Below are 21,685 nucleotides of genomic sequence, written 5' to 3'. Positions count from 1 at the left end.
CGGGATCAGTCCTCCAGAACCCAGGTGTCTTTGGTGCCGCCGCCCTGGCTGGAATTGACCACCAGCGAGCCCTCCTTCAGCGCCACGCGCGTCAGCCCGCCCGGAATGATCTTGATCTTGTCGGAGACGAGGACGAATGGCCTGAGATCGACATGGCGGGAGGCGAGGCCCTGTTCGAGCAGGATCGGCACGGTCGACAGCGCGAGGGTCGGCTGGGCGATGTAGTTGCTGGGCCTTGCCCGCAGCTTGGCGGCGAAGAGCTCCCGCTCCTCGGCCGTCGAGGTCGGGCCGACCAGCATGCCGTAGCCGCCGGAGCCGTGCACTTCCTTGACCACCAGCTCGGCCAGATGGTCGAGCACGTAGGCGAGGCTGTCCGCCTCGGCGCAGCGCCAGGTCGGCACGTTTTCGAGGAGCGCCGGCTGGCCGGTGTAGAACTCGACGATCTCCGGCATGTAGGAGTAGATCGCCTTGTCGTCGGAGATGCCGGTGCCCGGGGCGTTGGCGATGGTGATGCCGCCGGCCTTGTAGACTTCCATGATGCCGGCGACGCCCAGCACCGATTCCTTGTTGAACACCAGCGGGTCGAGATAGTCGTCGTCGACGCGGCGGTAGAGGATGTCGATGATCTTGTAGCCCTCGGTGGTGCGCATCTGGATGCGCCCGTCGACGAGCTTCAGATCCGCGCCCTCGACCAGCTCGACGCCCATCTGGTCGGCGAGGAAGGCGTGCTCGTAATAGGCGGAGTTGTGGATGCCGGGCGTCAGCACGGCAATCGTCGGTGCGCCCTTGCAGGCCGGCGGCGCGACCGCGGCGAGCGAACGGCGGAGGTGATGGGGATAGGTCTCGACCGGCCGCACGCGGTTCTGCACGAACAGCTCCGGGAACATCTGCATCATCGTCTCGCGGTTCTCGATCATGTACGAGACGCCGGACGGGGTGCGGGCATTGTCCTCAAGAACGTAGAACTGGTCCTCGCCGACGCGCACGATGTCGGTGCCGATGATGTGGGTGTAGACGCCGCCGGGCGGCGTGAAGCCGATCATCTCCGGCAGGAAGGCCGCATTGCCCTCGATCAGCCGGGCCGGAATCTTGCCGGCTTTCACGATTTCCTGGTCGTGGTAGATGTCGTGCAGGAACATGTTCAGCGCGCGGACGCGCTGCTCGATGCCCTCGGCGAGCCGCTGCCATTCACGGTTGTTGATGATGCGCGGCACGAGATCGAACGGAATGAGGCGCTCGGCCGCCTCGGCCTCGCCGTAGACGGCGAAGGTGATGCCGGTGCGGCGGAAGAAGTTCTCCGCCTCGCTGGCCTTCTCGACCAGCAGTTCCGGATCCTGCTGGCGATACCAGGCATGGAACCGCTCATATGGCTGTCGAACCCCAGTTTCGCCCTTCAGCATCTCGTCAAACGGCGTCACGGCGTCCCTCCAAATCAACCGTGCTTAAAAGAGAAGCCAAAAGCCGGAAAATCAAGGCGTCCGGCGAGATTTAGGGAAACTGCCGATAGTTTGATCGAACTGCTGCGTTTCTCACCCGATGCCGCTCATCGAATGGGCGTCGGGAGCCGCATTGGGTGGCAATTTGCTGTGCGTGGCGGCGTCGGGGCCTGCGGCGCATTCACTGTGGCGGTCGAGCGGACCGGCTTGCATCGGCGGCGCGCGCGGCCCTACACAGGGCAAGAGGATCGGCACGCCGTGCTCTCGGACGCAACGTCCGGGGCGCCGCAGAGCCGGCAGAGGAGGGGACGTGGCCAAGACGCGGGAGGATGATGCGACGCGACTGGACGACGCCGCCCGCGCCGGCTGGCTCTATTACGTCGCCGGCAACACGCAGGAGGAGATCGCCGCCAAGCTCGGCACGTCCCGCCAGTCGGCGCAGCGTCTCGTCTCGCTCTCGGTCTCCTCCGGCCTCGTCAAGGTCCGCATCGACCATCCCATCGCCGCTTGCCTCGAGCATTCGCGAGCGCTGACCGGAAAGTACGGTCTATCGTTCTGCGAGGTGGTGCCGTCCGATCCCGGCTCGGCGTCGACGACCCTTGGCATTGCGGAAGCCTGTGCGGCCGAGATGCAGCGCAGGCTTTCCCAGGTTAAGCCGCTGGTGATGGCGATCGGCACGGGGCGCACGCTGAAAGCGGCGGTCGAGCGGTTGCCGGCGATGACTTGCCCGCAGCACCGGATCGTCTCGCTCACCGGCAACATCGCGCTCGACGGCTCGGCCTCGATCTACAACGTCATTTTCACCATGGCCGATGCCGTGCAGGCCCGGCACTATCCGATGCCGCTGCCGGTGGTGGTGTCGAGCCCCGAGGAGAGGGCGCTGCTGCACGAGCAGAAGGTAGTCCAGAGCACGCTGGCGCTGGCCGCGATTGCCAGCGTCACTTTCCTCGGCGTTGGCGAGCTCGGCGCCCAGGCGCCGCTCGTGGTCGACGGCTTCATCACCGCGGAAGACCGCGACCAACTCGCCGCCCTCGACGCGGTCGGCGAGATCGTCGGCTGGGCGTTCGATGCACAAGGCCGGATCATCGACTGTCCCTTCAACGACCGGGTCGCCAGCGCGCCGATTCCCGCGACGGCGACCGGCGACGTGATTGTCGTCGCGATGGGCAGCGCCAAGACCGCGCCGGTCCACGCTGCGCTCTGCGGGGCCATCGCCAACGGCCTGATCACCGACGAGACGACCGCCCGTGCCCTGCTTGAGCGGTGATGGAGGTCCGCCCGAAACCGCGGTGCCGGCATCGCCGGTCGATGCCTTGCGAAACTCCTGTGTACTAAGCGCTCACGCGATCGAATTGCTGCGCTGCCGCAGCAGATTGATTTGACACCCGACGCATCTAGTGGGAATTTGCCCGTCCATTGGTCAATTGCTCATGAAGCTGGGAGGCTCTTAATGACGCTGATGAAAATTCTCGCGGGCGCCGTGTCGCTGATGGCCTTCACGGCCGGGGCAAATGCCCAAACCACACTGACGATCGGCACGGTCAACAATTCCGACATGGTCCGCATGCAGGGCCTCACCGAAGACTTCACCAAGAAGCATCCGGACATCGCCCTCAACTGGGTGACGCTGGAAGAGAACATCCTGCGCCAGCGCGTCACCACCGACATCGCCACCAAGGGTGGCCAGTTCGACGTGATGACCATCGGCACCTACGAGGTTCCGATCTGGTCCAAGCAGCAGTGGCTCGCACCTCTCGACAAGCTCGGCGCCGATTACGACGCCGACGACCTGATCCCGGCGATCCGCAATGCCCTTTCGACCGACGGCACGCTCTACGCCGCGCCGTTCTATGCCGAGAGCACGCTGACGCTCTACCGCAAGGACCTGTTCGAGGCTGCCGGCCTCACGATGCCGGAAAAGCCGACCTGGAACTTCATCGCGGAAGCCGCTGAGAAGATCACCAACAAGGACACCGGCGTTTACGGCATCTGCCTGCGTGGCAAGCCGGGCTGGGGCGAAAACATGGCCTTCCTCGGCAACATGGCCCGCGACTTCGGCGCCAACTACTTCGACGCCAACTGGAAGCCGCAGTTCGAAAGCGAAGGCTGGAAGAAGGCCGTCACCCTCTACGTTGACCTGATGATTAAGTACGGCCCTCCAGGTGCCGCTGCCAACGGCTTCAACGAGAACCTCTCGCTGTTCGGCCAGGGCAAGTGCGGCATGTGGATGGATGCGAGCGTCGCGGCGTCCTTCGTGACCGACCCGAAGCAGAGCCAGGTTGCCGACAAGGTTGGTTTCGCGCCGGGTCCTTGCGGCATCGAGAACTGCCCGAACGAGGGTGCGAACTGGCTCTGGGCCTGGTCGCTGGCCGTCCCGGCAAGCTCCGAGAAGAAGGAGGCCGCGCAGACCTTCATCTCCTGGGCAACGTCCAAGGCCTATCTCGACCTCGTCGCCTCCAAGGAAGGCTGGGCGAACGTTCCTCCGGGCACGCGTACCTCGCTCTACAAGAACCCGGAATACGTGAAGGCCGCCCCGTTCGCCGAGGCGACGCTCGCCGCGATCAACAAGGCTGATCCGTCGATGGGCGAGGGCAAGCCCTATGTCGGCCTGCAGTTCGCCGCAATCCCTGAGTTCCAGGGTCTCGGCACCGCAATCGGCCAGCAGATGGCGGCCGCACTCTCGGGCTCGACCACGGTGGATGCGGCGCTCGCCGCTGCCCAGGCCCAGGCGACCCGCGAACTGACCCGCGGCGGCTACATCAAGTAGATCGGCGGTCGAGGGCCGGTTCGCGCCGGCCCTCAGATTGTCCGAGCTTTCGATGCCCGCTGGCGCCACGGCGACGGGCATCTGACTGCAGAACCATCCTTCGTCCGCACGCCAGTCTCCGGCCATCGCTGGCCGGAGACCTTTTGCCCCTCAGACGGGTTTCGGCCGCCCCCGGCGCTCGTGCGCGGCCCCTTGTCGGAACCGGATCATGGCGACAACCCAAACCAAGTCGGTCGCACGCCTGATGATGGCGCCTTCCGTCATCGTCCTCTTTCTCTGGATGCTGGTCCCGCTCGGGCTGACGCTCTGGTTCTCGACGCTGCGCTACGGGTTCTACAACCCGGAGATGCCGTTCGTCTGGTTCGAGAACTATTCCTATTTCCTCTCCGACCCGCGCTTCATCAGCGCCTTCCAGAACACGCTGCTCCTGGTGTTCGGCGTCCTCTGCGTCACCATCCTCGGCGGCATCCTGATCGCCCTCCTGCTGGACCAGGAGTTCTACGGCCAGACCGTCGTCCGTCTTCTCGTGATCGCGCCCTTCTTCGTCATGCCGACGGTGGCCGCGCTGGTCTGGAAGAACATGATGATGAACCCGGTCTACGGCGTGATCGGGCAGTTATTGAACGCCGTCGGCATCGGGTCGATCGACTGGCTGACCAATTGGCCGCTGACGTCGATCATCATCATCGTCGCCTGGCAGTGGCTGCCCTTCTCCGTGCTTATCCTTCTGACCGCGCTGCAGTCGCTGTCGCAGGACCAGAAGGAAGCCGCCGAGATGGACGGCGCCGGGGCGCTCTCGATCTTCTGGTACATCACGCTGCCGCACATGAAGCGGGCGATCACCGTGGTGATCCTCATCCAGACGATCTTCCTTCTCTCCGTCTACGCCGAGATCGCGGTGACGACGGGTGGCGGCGAGGCGTCGTCGAACCTCCCATTCTTGATCGCCTCGATCATCTCGCTGGAAGGTGATGTCGGAACGGCCTCGGCCGGCGGTATCGTCGCCGTCATCGTCGCCAACATCGTCGCGTTCTTCCTCGTCCGCATCGTCGGCAAGAACCTGGAGGCCTGAGCCATGGCCCGCGCCATCACCACGCGCCGCAAGATCGGCATGACGGTCCTCGCCTGGATCGTCGGGTTCCTGATCTTCTTCCCGATCCTCTGGACGATCCTGACCTCGTTCAAGTCGGAACTCGACGCGATCTCGATCCCGCCGAAATTCTTGTTCTTCAACTGGACGACCGAGAACTACGTCGCGATCCAGGAGCAGCGGAACTACTTCGCCTTCCTGTGGAACTCGGTGGTCCTGGCGCTTGGCTCCACAGCGCTCGGCCTTTGCTTCGCCATTCCCGCCGCCTGGGCGATGGCCTTCTCGCCGACCAAGCGCACCAAGGACGTGCTGCTCTGGATGCTGTCGACAAAGATGATGCCGGCGGTCGGCGCCTTGGTGCCGATCACCATCCTGTTTCGCTATTTTGGCCTGCTCGACAGCCGCATCGGCCTGATCGTCATCCTGTTCCTGATCAACCTGCCGATCATCGTCTGGATGCTCTACACCTACTTCAAGGAAATCCCGGTCGACATCCTGGAGGCTGCGCGCATGGACGGCGCGAACCTTCGCAAGGAGTTGACGCAGGTGCTGGCGCCGATGGCGATCCCCGGCATCGCCTCGACCGTTCTCCTCAACGTCATTCTCGCCTGGAACGAGGCGTTCTGGACGCTGCTGCTGACCACCACGAACGCGGCACCGCTCAGCGCCTTCATCGCATCGTTTTCCAGCCCGCAGGGTAATTTCTACGCCAAGCTCTCCGCCGCCTCGACGCTCTCGATAGCCCCGATCCTCATCATCGGTTGGCTAGCACAGAAGCAATTGGTGCGCGGTCTGACCTTCGGCGCCGTCAAGTAACGGAAGGGATCGGCATGGCTTCCATCACTCTCAAGCAGGTCTCCAAGCGCTTCGGCGATGCGGTGATCATTCCCGGTCTCGACCTCGACATTCAGCATGGCGAGTTCGTGGTCTTCGTCGGGCCGTCCGGCTGCGGCAAGTCCACGCTGCTGCGCCTGATCGCCGGGCTCGAGGACGTCTCGGGCGGCGTCATCTCGATCGACGGCAAGGACGTGACCAACGTCTCGCCCGCCGGTCGCCAGCTCGCCATGGTGTTCCAGTCCTACGCGCTTTACCCGCACATGACGGTTGGCCAGAACATCGGCTTCCCGCTGAAGATGGCCGGCGAGAGCAAGGACGCGATCCAGGCGAAGGTGCGCACTGCCGCCGCCACGCTGAACCTTACCGACTATCTCGAGCGCAAGCCAAAGGACCTCTCCGGCGGCCAGCGCCAGCGCGTCGCCATCGGCCGCGCCATCGTGCGCTCGCCGAAGGGCTTCCTGTTTGATGAGCCGCTGTCGAACCTAGACGCGGCGCTGCGCGTCAACATGCGCCTTGAGATCTCCGAGCTGCACCAGGAGCTCAAGACGACGATGATCTACGTCACCCACGACCAGGTCGAGGCGATGACCATGGCGGACAAGATCGTCGTCCTCAACCGCGGCAATATCGAGCAGGTCGGCTCTCCCCTCGACCTCTACGAGAACCCGAAGAACCTTTTCGTCGCCGGCTTCATCGGCTCGCCGAAGATGAACTTCTTCACCGGCGAATACGCCAAGGCCCGCGGCGCCCCGACCGTCGGCGTCCGCCCCGAGCACTTGAAGATCTCGAAGGACTCCGGCGACCTCAGGGGCATTGCCGGCGTCTCCGAGCACCTGGGCTCCGACACCTTCATTCACATCAAGATGGACAATGGCGATCAGGTGACCGCGCGCGGCCTTGGCGACTATCGCGTCAGCCACGGCGACCCGGTCTGGCTGACGCCAGAGCCGAACCGCACCCACCGCTTCGATGCCGCCGGCCTGACGCTCGGCAAGGCCTGAACCGTCTTCTCCGATGGCCCGGGCTCGGGCCAAGCGGCGACAGCATGGGAGGGGCCCGGCGGCCTCTCCGCGACGAATGACAACCCATTTATCTCTCCGCCGCTTGGCCGATCCACGCCGGGCGGCCACGATGCCATTTCAGGAGCTGAAACCATGAGCGTCAGGCTGTCCTCCGCGACCCTTCCGGCGATCGCCGCCACCGCTTCCGTGCCGAGCTACGACCGCGCGACGCTGTCGGCCGGCATCCTGCATTTCGGCATTGGCAATTTCCATCGCGCCCACCAGGCGGTCTACCTCGACGATCTGTTCAATACGGGCGAGGGCCACGACTTTGCCATCGTCGGCGCCGGCATGCTCTCCTTCGAGACGGCGATGCGCGACAAGCTTGGTGAGCAGGACTATCTCACCACCGTCGTCGAGCAGGACAACAACCGCACCGCCGCCCGCGTGACTGGCCCGATGATCGACTACCTGCCGATCGGCGATGGCGCGGCGATCGTCGCCCGGCTTGCCGATCCCGCGATCCGCATCGTGTCGATGACCATAACCGAGGGTGGCTATTTCGTCGACGCATCCGGCCATTTCGATCCCGCCCATCCCGCGATCGTCGCGGACGGCGCGAATCCTGCGGCACCGAAGACCGTCTTCGGCCTCATCGCAGCCGGCTTGAAAGCCCGCCGCGACGCCGGCACTGCGCCGTTCACGGTGATGTCCTGCGACAACATTCCGCACAACGGCGTCGTCGCGAAGGACGCCGTCGCCGGCACCGCCGCGCTCTCGGACCCCGCGCTCGCCGACTGGATCCGCGCCAACGTCGCCTTCCCGAACTCGATGGTCGACCGCATCACCCCTGCCACCAGCCCGCGCGAGATCGAGAACCTCACCGCCGAGTTCGGCATCGACGACAACTGGCCGGTCTACTGCGAGGAGTTCAAGCAGTGGGTGATGGAGGATAACTTCCCCGCCGGGCGCCCGGCGCTGGAGAAGGTCGGCGTCACCTTCGTCGACGACGTCGCTCCATGGGAACTGATGAAGATCCGCATCCTCAACGGCGGCCATGCGGCGATCGCCTATCCCGGCATCCTCCTCGATATCCAGTTCGTACACGAGGCGATGCAGCATCCCCTGATCGCGGCCTTCCTCGAGAAGCTCACCAAGGACGAGATCATCCCGGTCGTGCCGCCGGTGCCCGACACCTCGCTCGAGGACTACCGCAAGCTCATCGAGCACCGCTTCCTCAACCCGAAGATCGCCGACACCGTCGCGCGCCTGGCCCTCGACGGTTCGAACCGCCAGCCGAAGTTCATCGTGCCGACGATCCGCGACCGGCTCGGCTCCGGGCAGGGGATCGATGGCCTCGCGCTCGTCTCCGCGCTTTGGTGCCGGGCGCTGGGCGGCCCGTCTGAGGCCGGCAAGGACATGCCGCTGGTCGACCCGAACCTCGACCGTATCCGCGCCGCCGCCGTCGCCGCCAAGACCGATCCCGACGCCTTCCTCGCCTTGAAGGATGTCTACGGCGACCTCGCCGGCAACGCCGTCTTCCGCGAACGCTTTGCTTTCATGCTGCGCTCGCTGTGGGACAAGGGCGTCGTCGAAACGCTGACGGCCTACCTCCGCTAGGAGGCGTCACGGTGTCGCCTCGAAAGCGCGGCGCCGGTGCCGACGCCTCGTCATTCCGGACTCGATCTCGGCGAAACCTACGGTTTCGCCGAGATTCATTCCTCTCCGCCGCAGAGGCGGCTGGCGATGAAGCAGGGCCGTGGCAGTAAACTGGCATGGGCTGGCAAAAACCCTAGTGTAACGCGTCGAACCAAAGCGCAGACGATATGATCGGCGAGAGCCCGTCGATTTCTGTCGCCAGCGCAATCCCCAAATCGCGGGGCACTGTTCGTGCCTCCAGCCTCGCGCCAGCATGGACCTCGACAACTGTATCCCAGGCAATGGCCACAAAGGGATACGATATGTCCGCGACTGTTTTCGAAGAAAGCCTGACGGAAGACGCCGAGAAGGAACGCCTGGCGACGTCGATGATCGAGGTCTCCAAGCTGACGCGTGACCTCCTCGCGCTTCATCTGGCGACGATCGCGCTGTCACCCGGCGAAGACGACTACATGCTCGCACTGAACCCCCGTGCGCCGACCGACCTCGGCGAAGCCGCGGAAGAACTCGGTGTTCATCCGACCGCTGTGACCGCTGCGTATGATCGGTTGCGCGTCCGCAATCTCGTCAACGTCGACGGCAACGTGATCACGCTGACGGAGTCCGGCAAGGAAACCCGGTCGTGTATCTCCACCATCTACCGAATGGTCGGCGAAGACATCGCCAGCCGTCTCAGCGTCGACCGGCTTGAAGTGGTCAGAAGCGTGCTCGACGACGTGAAGAAGAACATGAAGCAGGCGCTCCGGAAAGCGCGCTGATTTTAGCTGTGGGTTGTTTGACCTGGCCCGCGCAGCGCTTCGGAAGCTCTCTCCGGGCCAGGCCGGGAAGACCGTTCTCAGAAGCGGAGCCACGCAAGTCGTGGCGGCAGCCGCTTCCGATTTCCCGCCCGATGTTCTAACCCGTTTCCCGAAAGACTTCGGGAGCGACCATGCAGAATCTCTTCATCGGCGTTGATGTAGGCACCGGCAGCGCACGCGCCGGCGTTTTCGATGAGACCGGCCGGCTGCTCGGCGCCGCTAAGCGGCCGATCCGGATCTGGACCGAGGAGGGCGGGCTGGTCGAGCAGTCCTCCGCCGACATCTGGGCAGCCGTGGTCGCTTCCGTGCGCGAGGCCATGGAGCGCGCCAGCGCCGATCCCGCCGCCGTGCGCGGCCTTGGCTTCGACGCGACCTGCTCGCTCGTGGTGCTGGACGGCGAGGGCCGCTCGCTCGCCGTCGGACCGTCCGAGGATCCGCAGCGCGACATCATCGTCTGGATGGACCACCGCGCCATGGACCAGACCCGGCGCATCAACGAGACCCACCATGCGGTGCTGACCTATGTCGGCGGCGTCATCTCGCCGGAGATGGAGACGCCGAAACTGCTGTGGCTGAAGGAGAACCGTCCGGCGGTCTTCGCCCGCGCCGGGCACTTCTTCGACCTCGCGGATTTCCTCTCCTTCCGCGCTACCGGCAGCCTGGCGCGGTCGGTCTGCACGGTCACCTGCAAGTGGACCTATCTCGCGCATGATTCGCGATGGGACGCCGACTATTTCCACGCGATCGGCCTCGGCGAACTCGCGGACGAGGGTTTTCAGCGCATCGGAACGGAGATCGTCGACATCGCCTCGCCGCTCGGCCAGGGCCTCACCGCCGCCGCCGCGGCTGAACTCGGCCTCGTCGCCGGCACGCCGGTCGGCGCACCGCTGATCGACGCGCATGCCGGCGGCGTCGGCACGCTCGGCGGCAAGAGTGGCGGCAAGGGTGGCGTCGGTGCCGAGTCGGCCGACCCGGCGGCGCAGATGGCGATGATCATGGGAACGTCGTCCTGCGCGATGATGCTCACCACCCAGCCGGCCTTCGTCGACGGTGTCTGGGGGCCCTATTACGGCGCGCTGCTGCCGGGCTACTGGCTGCTGGAGGGCGGCCAGTCGGCCTATGGCGCCGGGCTAGATTACCTCGTCGGCTTGCATCCGGCGACGCCGGCAGCCCGGGAGGCCGCGGCTTTGAAGGGGGTCGGCCTGCTCGACTTCCTGGAGCAGCGGGCGATCGCGCTGGCCGGCTCGATCGAGGCGGCCGCGCGGCTGGCGAATGGGATCCATGTCGTGCCGGAATTCCTCGGCAACCGGTCGCCGGAAGCCGATCCGAAGGCGACGGCGGTGATCGCTGGCCTTGGCCTCGACACCAGCCTCGACAGCCTCGTCCGTCTGTTCGTCGCGGGCCTCTGCGGCCTCTGCTACGGAACCCGCCAGATCGTCGAGGCAACGCGCGCCCGCAAGGTCGATATCGGCACCATCGTCGCCAGCGGCGGCGCCGCCCGCAGCCCGCTGCTGCGCCGCATTCTCGCGGATGCCGCCGATCTGAAGGTCGCGCTGCCGGAAACCGCCGAGCCCGTTCTCCTGGGGTCGGCGATGCTCGGCGCCGTGGCCGCCGGCACCTATCCCGATCTCCGGCAGGCAGCCGCCGCCATGTGCCGGACGGGTGACGAGATCACGCCCGCTGGCGGCGAGATCGCCGCCTTCCACCAGGCGAAGTTTGCGGTCTACGGCATTCTCCAGACGGCCGAGCGCGCCTCGCGACGGCACATGCTCGGCGTCTGAAAAGGGGGCCCGAGCTCCCTTTTCCCTGCACCCTCTGGCTGCCGGCAAGAACCAGGTTCTAGGACTGGCAGTCTTGCATTCGGCATTCGGGGGTCGCTGGCGGGCCTCCCGCTATTCCGCCTGCGACACCACGAAATCCTGGTCGAAGCTCGAGACTTCTTCGCTCGACGTGTCGTGCAGCGTGTAGGTGACGGTGTAGTTGCCGGGCGGGGCGCTTTCGAGGGTCAGCGTCATGTCGATGGAATATTCCTGGTTCTGCTCGTGGCTCTCCTGCTTGACCGACATGAAGCCCTTCTGGTCGCTGACGAGGGTGCCGTCCGAGGTCTTCAGGGCGAGGTCGATGACGAAGCCGATCTCGTACTTGCCGCCATCCACAGGCTTCCAGCCGAAGCCGATCGGCTCGACATAGGAGATGATCGGCTCGCCGGGCTTGAAGATGTTGTTGTCGCGGGCGTCGTACATGCCGTAGCCGGTCGAGCTCGCCTTGACGAAGGTTACCTTCTTCTCGGTCAGCGGCAGCTGTTCCCAGGCCGCTTTGCTGGCGGTTTCAGCCGTCTGCAGCGCCTCGATCGTCTGCGCCGACGCCATCGTCGCCAAGGCCGGCATTGCCAGACCCGCCGTCACAAGGGCCAGCATGGTCGCCGCAGCCCGTCCCGAAACCAGTGTCATCTCATTCTCCTGAGAAACGGGCTCCTCCCGCCCCGAATCAAGCCGTAGCACGGCCCTTGCCGCGGCGTCACGGCGCCCTGCGCTCTCCACCGCGTGCCCACGCGGAAATGATCGCGGCGGGCAGCGTCACGCGTGCGCAGGTCGCATCCGCGCTGGGCTGCTGCCGTGTCCCGGTCGCGCCGAGCCCTTGATGATCGGTGAAATTGTTCCGCGGACATTTACCAAGTCTTTAGGATGAATGTGGGACCAATAGGGATCGAAAACGGGCCGGGCTCGCACTCTCAGGCGGGCTGCTGGCGCGAGCGGGGGTCGAGCCCGTCCCGCGCCGGCTTGCGACAGGATATCTCCATGCGTCTTCCCAAGCTTCCGGCCCTTCCGATCCGCCTCCCGAAGGTCGCCGCCGCGCCTGGTCCGACGGCGGACGGCTGGACCGTCCAGCCGCGCAATGCCCGCCGGAGCAAGAGCCGTTTTCTGTTGGCCGTCGGGCTGTTCTGCGGCGTCTACGCCGTCATCGGCGGCCGGCTGGCGATGATCGGCATCGCCGGCGATCCGACCGGCGCATACCAGGCCGGCGCACAGCGCGGCCCGATCACCCGCCCGGACCTCCTCGACCGCAATGGCGAGGTGCTGGCGACCGACATCAAGATGGCGTCGCTGTTCGCCGAGCCGAAGCGCATCGTCGATGTCGACGAGGCAACCGAAGCGCTGCTCAGCGTGCTCCCGGACCTCGACCCGAAGAGCCTGCATGCGAAACTGTCCTCCGAGCAGGGCTTTGCCTGGCTGCGGCGCGAGTTGACCCCGCGCCAGCAGCAGCAGGTTTTTGCCCTAGGCTTGCCCGGCATCGGCTTCCGCACCGAGAAGCGCCGCTTCTATCCCGGTGGCAACACCGCAGCCCATGTCCTCGGCCTCACCAACATCGACAACCAAGGCATCTCCGGCATGGAGAAGTATGTCGACGACAGCGGCTTCCGCGACCTGCAGGCCAGCGGCTTTGCCGGCAACGGCAAGCTCGAGCCGGTCAAGCTCGCGCTCGACCTGCGCGTCCAGCACGTGCTGCGCGACGAGTTGACGACGGCGATGAAGAAGTACCGCGCGATCGCCGCGGGCGGCCTGGTGATGGACGTCGAGACCGGCGAGATCGTCGCCATGGGCTCGGTGCCCGACTACGACCCGAACAACCCGGTCGACGCGCAGAAGAAGGAGAACCTCAACCGCATCTCCGCCGGCGTGTTCGAAATGGGCTCGACCTTCAAGATCTTCACCACCGGCATGGCGCTGGACTCGGGCAAGGTGAACATCAACAGCTCGATCGACACGACGCCGTTCCGCGTCTCCGGCCACACGATCAAGGAGTTCCACAACAAGGGCTCGTCGCTGACCGTGCCGGAGATCTTCAAGTACTCCTCGAACGTCGGCTCGGCGCGCGAGGCGGACATGGTGGGCATCGAGGGGCACCAGGCCTTCCTCACCCGCCTTGGCCTCCTCAGCCGCATCAAGACCGAGCTGCCGGAGGTCGCGACGCCGACCCAGCCGAAGGTCTGGAAGAAGATCAACTCGATGACCATCGCCTTCGGCCACGGCGTCTCGACGACGCCGCTGAACACCGCGGTTGCCGCCGCGGCGCTGGTCAATGGCGGCTTCTACATCCCGCCGACTTTCCTGCCGCGGACCAAGGCCGAGGCCGACGCGATCAAGGTGCGGGTCGTCGAGGACCGGACCTCGAAGGACATGCGCACGATCTTCCGCATCAACGGCGAGGAAGGCTCGGGCCGCAACGCCAACATTCCCGGCTACCACGTCGGCGGCAAGACCGGCACGGCCGAGAAGGTCGAGCACGGCAAGTACAACCACAACAAGATCTTCAACGCTTTCGTTGGCGCCTTCCCGATCGAGAAGCCGCGCTATCTCGTCCTCGCCATCATCGACGAGCCGAAGACCGAGCCGGGCAAGCCCAACGCCCAGGCCGGCTGGAACGCCGCGCCCATGGTCGGCGAGATCGTCCGCCGCTCGGCCACCTTCCTCGGCGTGAAGCCCGACTTCGGCGACATCGGCCGCACGCTGATGGTAAAGTACTAAGCCAGCGCTGCTAGACGGACGCCCTCAGCAGACGGCTTCGTGCCATCACAGAGATGGGGGAAGCCCCGCCTGCGACGTCGGCTTTCACGATGCCACTGCCGCCGGCACCGCCTGCCGTGGGCCGGCTACAACGATACCTGGCCCGGTTGTCAGGACGCCAGCAGCGCGGTGTAGAGCGCCTTGACGCCGTCCATCACCTGCCGCTCGGTATGACCGGCTAGCACCCTGACGCGGGCGGCATGGCCCATGGCGGCGACGGTCTGCGGCTCTCTCGCGAGGCGCACGAGTGCCGCCGCCAGGGCTGGCGCATCGCCGGGCGGCACCACGATCCCGCTGATGCCGTCCTCGACGAAACTGCGGCAGCCCGGCACGTCGGTGGTGACCATCGCCCGCCCGCAGGCCGCCGCCTCCAGCAGCGTCCGCGGCAAGCCCTCGCCGCCGCGTGAGGGCAGGCAAGCGACATGATGCGCCCGCCACACCGCGGCGACGTCGCCCGCATGGCCGTGCCAGCCGATGCCGTCCTCACGTGCCCAGGCCTCGAGCGTCGCTTGCGGCACCGCCTTGGGGTTCGACGGATCCGGCGCGCCGTAGAGCGAGAGCTCGACGTCGGCGCCCGCTTGCCGCGCCAGCCGCACCGCCTCGACGGCGATGTCGACGCCCTTCGACCACAGCATCCGGGCGACCAGCGCCACCCGGAGCGGTGGCTGGCCGGGCAGCGGCAGCTCGGGAAGAGCGACGGGATCGACGCCGGCGCCGCCGACGATCGTCACGTTTGGCGCGCCGGGATCGAGCCCGAGAAGCCCGGGATCGTCGGCATTCTCGAACAGATAGCGGGTGAGCGGCGTCGACAGCGGCCCGCGGATCGCCGCCTTCACCACTGCGCGCGCGCCCCTGCCGACGCGGTCCTGCTTGGCGCCGATCAGGCCGAGACCGGTGAGCGCGAAGATCCGCCGGTCGATCCCGGCAAGGCGGGCGGCCAAGCCCCCGAGGAGGATCGGCTTCAGCGCGATGCAGTGAACGATGTCCGGCCGCTCCGCCCGCATCACCTGCGCCAGCCGGCGGACGACGCTGATCGCCGCCAGCGGGTTGAGGCTCCGCCGTTCGGCCTCGAGCGCGATCGGCACGGCCCCCGTCGCCGCGATCGCTGCGGCATGCCCGCGGATTCGGCAGACGACGCGCACCTCCAGCCCCAACTCCCGCGCCGCCCGTGCCATCGGCAGGAAGTGCGAGGCGAAGAACCAGTCCTCGGTGACGACGAACAGGACTTTGGGGGGTGGGGCGGCAGGCATGGCGGGTCCGGGCAGGGCTCCCCGCGGCGGGGAAGGATGCCGCTCCCTTACCGCATCGCACCGCGTCCGCAAAACCGCGGGCGAGGAGGAGGTGCGCAGCCTTCCCAGCGGCGCCTCGACGGCTTTGGGCTCCGCTCGCCTTCGCACCTCTGACACGGCACGAGACCACGCCCCGCTTGCCTGCAGTAGGGCTTGACCGGCCGCGGCGGCGGTGGTGGATGCTCGCGGGGTCCGGCGCGAGTGCGGACGAGAGACTGAGGCTGCTGGAGCGCACCGATGACCTACGCCACCTATCCCAGCCTCGAGGGCGTTGCCGTCATCGTCACCGGCGGCGCCTCCGGCATCGGCGCCGAGACCGTGCGCGCCTTCGCGGGTCAGGGCGCGCGGGTCGGCTTCATCGACATCGACGCGGCCCGCGGCGCGGCGCTTGCCGCCGAGCTCTCGGCATCCGGCGGCCGGGTCCGCTTCGAGGCTTGCGACCTTCGCGACATCGACGCGCTGCGCACCGTGATGGCTGCGCTGGAGGCCGCGCACGGGCCTTGCGGCGTCCTCGTCAACAATGCCGCGCGCGACGACCGGCATGGGTTTGCCGAGGTGACGCCGGACTATTACGACGAGCGCATGGCGACGAACCTTCGCCACCAGTTCTTCGCTATCCAGGCCGTCGCGCCTGGCATGATCGCCGCGAACAAGGGCTCGATCATCAATCTCGGCTCGGTTTCCTGGATGCAGGCCATGGGCGGCATGCCGGTTTACGCCTCGGCCAAGGCGGCGGTTCACGGCCTCACCCGTTCGTTTGCGCGCGATCTCGGCGCGCACCGCATCCGCGTCAACACCGTGGTGCCGGGCTGGGTGATGACCGAGCGCCAGAAGGAGCTCTGGGCGACGCCCGAGGGGGTCGCGGCACATCTGCAGCGCCAGTGCATCCCGGTGGAGATCGAGCCGGTCTACCTTGCGCAGATGATCCTTTTCCTCGCTTCGGACGACGCCGCCATGTGCACCGGGCAGGATTTCTTCGTCGACGCCGGCTCGACCTGAGCGCTTCCGGCCCCGCGCCGTCGAGCGTGCTCGCGCCTCACTCGGTCCGGCGTCGCGGAGCGTCGGGGCTGATGTCGAGTTCGTAGACGACGTGCCGCTCGGCGAAGCCGGCGAGCTTATAGAGCGAGCGCATCGCCGCATTGCTGGTGGCGGTGCGCCCGACGATGCGGGTAAAACCCTTTGCCTCGGCATGCGCCATCACCGCGCGCAGGAGCGCCACCGCCGCCGCCGGCCCGGCGCGGGCGCCGTCGACATAGAGGCTGCGGAAGTCGGCATAGCTGTCGCCGGTGATAAAATTCTGCCGCGCCGCGACCCAGGCCCAGCCGATCACCGCGCCGTCCGCCGCGACCAGGACCTTGGTCCAGTCGTCGCCGTATTTCAGCAGCTTGCCGAGCTTCTTGCGGTAGTGGTCGAGGTCCGTCACCGCCTCGTCGGCGAAGGAGCGCACGGCGATCTCGGCCTCGAAGCCGGCGACCGTATCGATGTCCGCGGGGCGGAAATCGCGCAAGGTGAAGCGGGGGGTATCGGCCGGCATCGCGCCCTTTCCAAGGAGAAGCGGGCCTCGAAAGTCCGCTGTGCTTGCCGCTCGGCGGCGCAATCATTATAGAACCGGCTTCGTGGAACCGGCCAAGGCGAGCGATCGCCGCCGCCCGTCCTGACGCCGTTTCCCGGCGCGGCCTGAATACAGCTTGCAGAATGGTGACGCCATGAGAATCCGGCAGGTCCTTGCGGACATGCGCAATTGCAACGCGCTCATGGAAGACGAGACCGCGCTGCGCGAAGCGGCTGTCGCCGCCGCGACCGCCGCGGGCGCCACGGTGATCGGCGAGCACGCGCAGCGCTACGTGCCGCACGGCGTGACCTTCGTGCTGTTCCTCGCCGAAAGCCACATCATGCTGACAACATGGCCGGAATACCGGCTGGTGATGGCCGACATCCTCCTCTGCAATCCCGACATGTCGGAGGATGCGGCCATCGACGAGATCGCCCGGCGTATCTGCCCGGACGGTGTCGTCGAGCGCAGCTACGTCACTCGCCACATCGAGTCGCTCGGAACCGTCTGATGCGCCCCGCCGGCTGGCATTTCCTGCCCTCCGGCGGCGAACGGCCGACGCGCGGCAGCCTTCTTGCCGCCGCCGAGACCGGGCCGGCCGCGCTGGCGCGGGAGCTCCGCGCAGCGCGGGCCATCCTCGGCGCTACCCGTGCGGCCGCCCTTTTGCAGGCGGCGGAGGTCGAGGCCGGGCACCGTTTCGGCCGGCCGATGCCGGTTCTCCTTGCTACCACCCAGCAGCCGCGCTCGCTCGCCGACGCGCTGACCCTCGGCTTTGCTATCGCCGGCTTCGCGCTGACGCTGCGCAGCGTCGAGGGCATCCTTGCCCTGCGCGCACTGCTGGCGGAGGGGGCGGACGTGCCGGCCGGTCCGTGGGAAAAGCTTGCCGCCGACGACGATCCCGCTGCGGGCGTGCGGATGACCTTGCTGTCCATGCCGGACGGTGGCGCTGTACCCGAGAGCGCCGCTGCGCTTCGCGATCTCGCAGCACAGTTGGCGGTGCGGACCATGGCGCCGGTTGCGCTGGCACGGTTCAAGCTGCCCGGCATGCCGGCGGACGACATCGCCGCGGAGGGCGCCGATGTCGTGTCGCTCGACATCCCGGTCAACACGGTGTTCGACCAGCGCTTTGCCGCGACCTTCGGCGCGATCCTGACCAGCGAGGCTGCCGATCGCCTCTCCGATGCTGCCGCTGGCCTTGCCGCCCGGCTCGAGGGCACGGCACCGAAACTGGTGATCACCGACCTCGACGGGACGCTCTGGCAGGGAGTGCTCGGCGAAGGCGCCCAAATCGAAACGGGCGAGGGGGTGCCAGCGGTGCACCGCGCCTATGCCGAAGCGCTGGCTGGCCTCGGCGACCGCGGCCTGGTGCTGGCCATCGCCAGCCGCAACGATCCCGCCGACGTCGAGACCGCGCTGCGGACCGCGCCGCTTGAGCCCGACACCTTTGCCGCCCGCGCCGTCGGCTGGGCCGACAAGGCGTCGCTCGTCGCCGACATTCTCGACCGGCTCGGCCTCGCGCCCGAGCATGCGGTGTTCATCGACGACGACCCGGTGAACTGCGCGGCCGTCGCCGCGCGCTTTCCGGCAATGGATGTCCGCCTCTTTGCCGGGGATGCCGATGTCTTCGCCGCAGCCCTTCTCGCCGATCCGCTGCTGGCGGGCGGGCCTGCCGGGCCCGAACGCGCGGCACAGTACCGGCGCCGGGCGGCGGTGGAACACCTGCGCGATACGGCGGCGGATGAGGCGGCCTTCCTGCGGGGGCTCAACACCCGCGTCACGCTGCTGCCGCTCAATGCCCCGCTGCGCCCGCGTGCGGCCGAGCTGGCAAGCCGGGTCAACCAGTTCCTGTTCACCGCCTACCGGCCGAACGGACCGCAGCTCGGCGCCCGCCCGGACGGGCTCGACACCATGGCGCGTCTTGACGACGCCTTTGGCGCGCACGGGCTGGTCGGGCTGATGCTGGCGCACCGGGAAGGCGAGGAGGCCGTCATCGACAACCTTTTCCTCAGCTGCCGCGCGCTGCAGCGCGGCGTCGAAGGCAGCCTGCTGCATGGTCTCGCCCGTCAGGCGAAGGCCGTCGGGCTCCGGCGCATCCGCGCCGCGATCCAGCATCTGCCGCGCAACGAACCTGCCCGCGAAGCGCTTGCTCGTCTCGGCTTCGTCGCGGCGGATGGGATGTGGATCTACGATCTCGGCCTTGCGGGCGGGCCGCTCGAGGGCGTACCCGAGGGGATCGATCTCATCCTCACGCCGGGAGCGCCGACTTGACCACCCTTGCCGAGGCGATCATCGCCACCGCCGCCGACGTGCTCGATCTCTCGCCCGACCAACTCTCGCCCGATACCAAGGCCGCCGATGTCGGCGCCTGGGACAGCTTTGGCCATGTCCGCATCGTCCTCGCCCTCGAGGCCGAGTTCGGCGTCGAGCTGACCATGGCCGAAATCGAGCGCTCCGACAGCGTGGCCGGCCTCGTCGCCGCGGTCGAGGCGGCGCAGAAGCGGGCGGCCTGAGCCAGGCGCGCCTGCTTGCTCACAGGCTCTGCCATCTTCGACTGAGCCTACCGCGCGGGGCGCAAGTGAGCTCGATCGGCGGGTAGCGCTGGTTTTTGCGCGTCGAACGTAGAGGCCTCCCGAGTAAGGAGGCCTTGGGCAGCGTCAGTACGCGGTCTTGGCGTGCAGCCGTTTGAACACCGTCGCGCCGCAATGCGGACAGCCGGCCGCTTTCAGCGCCTCGACGGTGGTGAAAATCTCCTTCGGGCCGACCGGCGTTATGGTGCTGCAGGCGCGGCACTGGTAGCGGCGGTCGCGCGGGCGGACCTCGGCCGTGTAGATCGGCGCGGTGAAGGAACCGTCAGCCGCTGTCAGCGGCCGAGTCCGGCTGGTGGTCCTGAGATCGATCAGCTGGCCGACGGAGCCGAGGATCGAGGCCCCCTGATAGGCGTTGAACGAGGGCCGGATGCGGGTGGCGACGAGACCCATCTCGGTCAGCCGCGCCTGCAGGTCCAGGAGATCGTCGGGCGCGAGGTCGCCATAGGAGAGAAAGCCGGGCAGGCCGGGCTCCTCGCGGAGCCCTTCGAGCCCACGGGAGACGAACAGCGCCATGCCGTCGACGGTATAGGGCGGGTCGGTCTCGAACACGTCGAACTGGCGGCGTAGCACCTCGGGCAGCGGCTCCCGCAGGTCCTGGGCGACGATCTCGATGGCGAGGCCGTGCTGTTCGGCGGCCTCTGTGATGTGGGCGATGCGGGCGGCATCGAGTTCCAGCACGGTCAGGCGGCGCGGCCGGGCGCCGATTGCGCGGGCGAGCAGCAGCAAGGCGACCGACATCGAATCGTCGTCGCCGAGAATGAGGATCGAGCGCCCATCGAGCGCGCCGGCCTCGTGCATCGCGAGCGCCCGCCGCATCGCCGTCTCCGGCGTGCAAGGCGCCTGGTCGAGCGTCACGTCCACCGCCGGTCCGCGGGCGACATGTTCTTCCATCAGCCGGACGAGATCGGCGAGATCGGGCGCCACCACGACGCCATGGCCGTGGCAGCAGGAGCAGCGCGCATCGTGCCGGGCGGAGATGCCGAGAATCTCCGTGCAGAAGGCCTTGCCGGCTTCGCTGAGTTCGACGCCCTGGCCCCGGTCGAGGAGGCCGGCGAGCTCCAGTTCCCGCCGCACTGCGCCTACCACGGGCAAGGGCATCCGCACTTGCCGCGCCAGATCGCGCAACAGCAGCGGACCGTCGCGAAAGGCGGTCCGCAGGATCAGCGCGACCCCCTCTGCGCCTTCGCGCAGGGAGGTCGACGCGGCGATGGTGGCGAGAAGCTGGGCGTCGGTCATCGCCGGATTAAGCGCGATGGCGGCCGGATGTCCACTCTGACGGGGCGCACAGGGTCAGTCGACGGTCGCCAGCGACCGGCGATCGGCGTGGCAAGGCGGCTGGATCAGGCGTTCGTATTCGGCTTCGGGGATCCCATAGCTGCCGGCGGTAATGGCGATCAGCCTGCTGCGGTCGAGGATGCGGACATTGCCGCGCATCGCCCGCACCGCGCCGAGGCCTTCGAGCATCTGGATCTCCTGCGTCACGCTGGCGCGCCGGACGCTCAGCATTCGTGCGAGGATGTCGTGCGTCAGCGGCAGGTCGTTGCTGTCGACGCGGTCGTGGCACATCAGCAACCAGCGCGCCAGGCGCTGGTGGACGTTGAAGCGCGTCACCGCGAGCATGGAGTGGGCCAGTTGGATGTCGACACTCTGGAGGTAGCGCAGCAGCAGTCCGCGCAGGCTGGCGCTCCGATCGAGGGCGCGGGTCAGCGGCGCGGCGTCGATCCGCAGCGCCGACCCGGGAACCTGGACCATCATCTGGCTCGAGGGCAAGGGTGCGCAGTGGAGGATGTGGCGGCCGGACATGCCCTCCCGGCCGATGTGGCCGACCTCCGACAGATCGCCTTCCTGACCGACGACGACCGACGAGCAGATGCCGCTTTCGAAGAACATCGCGCCGTCGTTCGGGCTGTCGGGGCCCTCGACGATGCTGCGAAGGGGCAAGGGACGGTATGTCAGATGCGGCGCCAGCAGCGAGAAATCCGCCGGTGCAAGCGCCTGCAGCAGGCGGTTGCGAACGTTGGACTGCAGGATTGGCACGGACATCTACGACCCTTACGCCCTCGCTCTCGGGCCAGTTGGACAGTATGCGGCATCAGCGAACTGC

At 67.2% G+C, this 21,685-nt stretch carries 19 protein-coding genes; 13 read left to right on the top strand and 6 right to left on the bottom strand.

Annotation, left to right across the window (positions count from 1 at the left end):
* Window positions 1-5 precede the first annotated feature (5 nt).
* A complete protein-coding gene (locus ACZLZY_RS11725) occupies window positions 6-1,400 on the bottom strand; it encodes a circularly permuted type 2 ATP-grasp protein (protein ID WP_472934210.1) in 1,395 nt (464 codons plus the stop codon).
* A gap of 346 nt (window positions 1,401-1,746) precedes the next feature.
* Between ACZLZY_RS11725 and ACZLZY_RS11720 the strand changes: the two genes are divergently transcribed.
* From ACZLZY_RS11720 to ACZLZY_RS11685, 8 genes are all read left to right on the top strand, one after another.
* Window positions 1,747-2,703 carry a sugar-binding transcriptional regulator gene (locus ACZLZY_RS11720; RefSeq protein WP_472934081.1) on the top strand — a complete coding sequence of 319 codons (957 nt, stop codon included), beginning with the start codon at window positions 1,747-1,749 and terminating at the stop codon, window positions 2,701-2,703.
* A gap of 192 nt (window positions 2,704-2,895) precedes the next feature.
* Window positions 2,896-4,203 carry an ABC transporter substrate-binding protein gene (locus tag ACZLZY_RS11715; protein WP_472934209.1) on the top strand — a complete coding sequence of 436 codons (1,308 nt, stop codon included), beginning with the start codon at window positions 2,896-2,898 and terminating at the stop codon, window positions 4,201-4,203.
* Window positions 4,204-4,411: 208 nt separating this feature from the next.
* On the top strand, window positions 4,412-5,275 hold the full coding sequence (locus ACZLZY_RS11710) for a carbohydrate ABC transporter permease (RefSeq protein WP_472934080.1): 864 nt from the start codon (window positions 4,412-4,414) through the stop codon (window positions 5,273-5,275).
* Window positions 5,276-5,278: 3 nt separating this feature from the next.
* Window positions 5,279-6,109 (top strand): carbohydrate ABC transporter permease, encoded by an 831-nt coding sequence (locus tag ACZLZY_RS11705; RefSeq protein ID WP_472934078.1) that lies wholly within the window; start codon window positions 5,279-5,281, stop codon window positions 6,107-6,109.
* 14 nt (window positions 6,110-6,123) lie between these two features.
* Window positions 6,124-7,131 carry an ABC transporter ATP-binding protein gene (locus ACZLZY_RS11700; RefSeq protein WP_472934076.1) on the top strand — a complete coding sequence of 336 codons (1,008 nt, stop codon included), beginning with the start codon at window positions 6,124-6,126 and terminating at the stop codon, window positions 7,129-7,131.
* Window positions 7,132-7,284: 153 nt separating this feature from the next.
* Window positions 7,285-8,751: a mannitol dehydrogenase family protein gene (locus ACZLZY_RS11695; RefSeq protein WP_472934075.1), complete on the top strand. Its 1,467-nt coding sequence runs from the start codon at window positions 7,285-7,287 to the stop codon at window positions 8,749-8,751.
* Window positions 8,752-8,957: 206 nt separating this feature from the next.
* Window positions 8,958-9,548, top strand: a complete 591-nt coding sequence (locus tag ACZLZY_RS11690; protein ID WP_472934074.1) for a MarR family winged helix-turn-helix transcriptional regulator — start codon at window positions 8,958-8,960, stop codon at window positions 9,546-9,548.
* 170 nt (window positions 9,549-9,718) lie between these two features.
* A complete protein-coding gene (locus ACZLZY_RS11685) occupies window positions 9,719-11,368 on the top strand; it encodes an FGGY-family carbohydrate kinase (RefSeq protein ID WP_472934073.1) in 1,650 nt (549 codons plus the stop codon).
* A gap of 111 nt (window positions 11,369-11,479) precedes the next feature.
* Here the strand turns inward: ACZLZY_RS11685 and ACZLZY_RS11680 are convergent, their stop codons facing one another.
* Window positions 11,480-12,037, bottom strand: coding sequence for a hypothetical protein (locus ACZLZY_RS11680; protein WP_472934072.1), 558 nt, complete (start codon window positions 12,035-12,037; stop codon window positions 11,480-11,482).
* 348 nt (window positions 12,038-12,385) lie between these two features.
* Between ACZLZY_RS11680 and ACZLZY_RS11675 the strand changes: the two genes are divergently transcribed.
* Window positions 12,386-14,113 (top strand): peptidoglycan D,D-transpeptidase FtsI family protein, encoded by a 1,728-nt coding sequence (locus tag ACZLZY_RS11675; protein WP_472934071.1) that lies wholly within the window; start codon window positions 12,386-12,388, stop codon window positions 14,111-14,113.
* A 149-nt stretch (window positions 14,114-14,262) separates the two neighbouring features.
* Here the strand turns inward: ACZLZY_RS11675 and ACZLZY_RS11670 are convergent, their stop codons facing one another.
* On the bottom strand, window positions 14,263-15,402 hold the full coding sequence (locus ACZLZY_RS11670; protein WP_472934070.1) for a glycosyltransferase family 4 protein: 1,140 nt from the start codon (window positions 15,400-15,402) through the stop codon (window positions 14,263-14,265).
* A 276-nt stretch (window positions 15,403-15,678) separates the two neighbouring features.
* Here ACZLZY_RS11670 and ACZLZY_RS11665 point away from each other — a divergent pair, with 276 nt between their 5' ends.
* Entirely contained in the window at window positions 15,679-16,440 is a 762-nt protein-coding gene (locus ACZLZY_RS11665; protein ID WP_472934069.1) for an SDR family NAD(P)-dependent oxidoreductase, read from the top strand.
* A gap of 37 nt (window positions 16,441-16,477) precedes the next feature.
* Here the strand turns inward: ACZLZY_RS11665 and ACZLZY_RS11660 are convergent, their stop codons facing one another.
* Window positions 16,478-16,975: a GNAT family N-acetyltransferase gene (locus ACZLZY_RS11660; protein ID WP_472934068.1), complete on the bottom strand. Its 498-nt coding sequence runs from the start codon at window positions 16,973-16,975 to the stop codon at window positions 16,478-16,480.
* A 172-nt stretch (window positions 16,976-17,147) separates the two neighbouring features.
* Between ACZLZY_RS11660 and ACZLZY_RS11655 the strand changes: the two genes are divergently transcribed.
* The 3 genes from ACZLZY_RS11655 to ACZLZY_RS11645 are packed head-to-tail and all read left to right on the top strand — an operon-like array spanning window position 17,148 to window position 19,503.
* Window positions 17,148-17,504, top strand: coding sequence for an S-adenosylmethionine decarboxylase family protein (locus ACZLZY_RS11655; RefSeq protein ID WP_472934067.1), 357 nt, complete (start codon window positions 17,148-17,150; stop codon window positions 17,502-17,504).
* On the top strand, window positions 17,504-19,261 hold the full coding sequence (locus tag ACZLZY_RS11650; protein ID WP_472934066.1) for an HAD-IIIC family phosphatase: 1,758 nt from the start codon (window positions 17,504-17,506) through the stop codon (window positions 19,259-19,261). Before ACZLZY_RS11655 ends, ACZLZY_RS11650 begins: the two co-directional genes overlap by 1 nt.
* Window positions 19,258-19,503 (top strand): acyl carrier protein, encoded by a 246-nt coding sequence (locus tag ACZLZY_RS11645; protein ID WP_472934065.1) that lies wholly within the window; start codon window positions 19,258-19,260, stop codon window positions 19,501-19,503. The genes ACZLZY_RS11650 and ACZLZY_RS11645 overlap by 4 nt, the downstream gene beginning before the upstream one ends.
* 144 nt (window positions 19,504-19,647) lie before the next feature.
* On the opposite strand, the gene ACZLZY_RS11640 is transcribed toward ACZLZY_RS11645, so the two are convergent.
* Together ACZLZY_RS11640 and ACZLZY_RS11635 are read right to left on the bottom strand one after the other, a co-directional pair.
* Window positions 19,648-20,817 (bottom strand): bis-aminopropyl spermidine synthase family protein, encoded by a 1,170-nt coding sequence (locus ACZLZY_RS11640; protein WP_472934064.1) that lies wholly within the window; start codon window positions 20,815-20,817, stop codon window positions 19,648-19,650.
* 54 nt (window positions 20,818-20,871) lie between these two features.
* Complete coding sequence (locus tag ACZLZY_RS11635) at window positions 20,872-21,624, bottom strand: Crp/Fnr family transcriptional regulator (protein ID WP_472934063.1); 753 nt, start codon at window positions 21,622-21,624, stop codon at window positions 20,872-20,874.
* Window positions 21,625-21,685: the final 61 nt, after the last annotated feature.

The sequence above is a fragment of the Mesocryomonas lacus genome, from assembly GCF_055730135.2.
This window is presented reverse-complemented; position numbering and strand designations above follow the sequence as displayed.

Bases quoted from the DNA above. Each gene is read 5' to 3' on its own strand.
- ACZLZY_RS11710 (WP_472934080.1), top strand. From the start codon at position 4,412: ATGGCGACAACCCAAACCAAGTCGGTCGCACGCCTGATGATGGCGCCT.
- ACZLZY_RS11695 (WP_472934075.1), top strand. From the start codon at position 7,285: ATGAGCGTCAGGCTGTCCTCCGCGACCCTTCCGGCGATCGCCGCCACC.
- ACZLZY_RS11680 (WP_472934072.1), bottom strand. From the start codon at position 12,037: ATGACACTGGTTTCGGGACGGGCTGCGGCGACCATGCTGGCCCTTGTG.
- ACZLZY_RS11705 (WP_472934078.1), top strand. From the start codon at position 5,279: ATGGCCCGCGCCATCACCACGCGCCGCAAGATCGGCATGACGGTCCTC.
- ACZLZY_RS11700 (WP_472934076.1), top strand. From the start codon at position 6,124: ATGGCTTCCATCACTCTCAAGCAGGTCTCCAAGCGCTTCGGCGATGCG.
- ACZLZY_RS11685 (WP_472934073.1), top strand. From the start codon at position 9,719: ATGCAGAATCTCTTCATCGGCGTTGATGTAGGCACCGGCAGCGCACGC.
- ACZLZY_RS11660 (WP_472934068.1), bottom strand. From the start codon at position 16,975: ATGCCGGCCGATACCCCCCGCTTCACCTTGCGCGATTTCCGCCCCGCG.
- ACZLZY_RS11690 (WP_472934074.1), top strand. From the start codon at position 8,958: ATGATCGGCGAGAGCCCGTCGATTTCTGTCGCCAGCGCAATCCCCAAA.
- ACZLZY_RS11635 (WP_472934063.1), bottom strand. From the start codon at position 21,624: ATGTCCGTGCCAATCCTGCAGTCCAACGTTCGCAACCGCCTGCTGCAG.
- ACZLZY_RS11715 (WP_472934209.1), top strand. From the start codon at position 2,896: ATGAAAATTCTCGCGGGCGCCGTGTCGCTGATGGCCTTCACGGCCGGG.
- ACZLZY_RS11650 (WP_472934066.1), top strand. From the start codon at position 17,504: ATGCGCCCCGCCGGCTGGCATTTCCTGCCCTCCGGCGGCGAACGGCCG.
- ACZLZY_RS11640 (WP_472934064.1), bottom strand. From the start codon at position 20,817: ATGACCGACGCCCAGCTTCTCGCCACCATCGCCGCGTCGACCTCCCTG.
- ACZLZY_RS11670 (WP_472934070.1), bottom strand. From the start codon at position 15,402: ATGCCTGCCGCCCCACCCCCCAAAGTCCTGTTCGTCGTCACCGAGGAC.
- ACZLZY_RS11675 (WP_472934071.1), top strand. From the start codon at position 12,386: ATGCGTCTTCCCAAGCTTCCGGCCCTTCCGATCCGCCTCCCGAAGGTC.
- ACZLZY_RS11655 (WP_472934067.1), top strand. From the start codon at position 17,148: ATGAGAATCCGGCAGGTCCTTGCGGACATGCGCAATTGCAACGCGCTC.
- ACZLZY_RS11725 (WP_472934210.1), bottom strand. From the start codon at position 1,400: ATGCTGAAGGGCGAAACTGGGGTTCGACAGCCATATGAGCGGTTCCAT.
- ACZLZY_RS11665 (WP_472934069.1), top strand. From the start codon at position 15,679: ATGACCTACGCCACCTATCCCAGCCTCGAGGGCGTTGCCGTCATCGTC.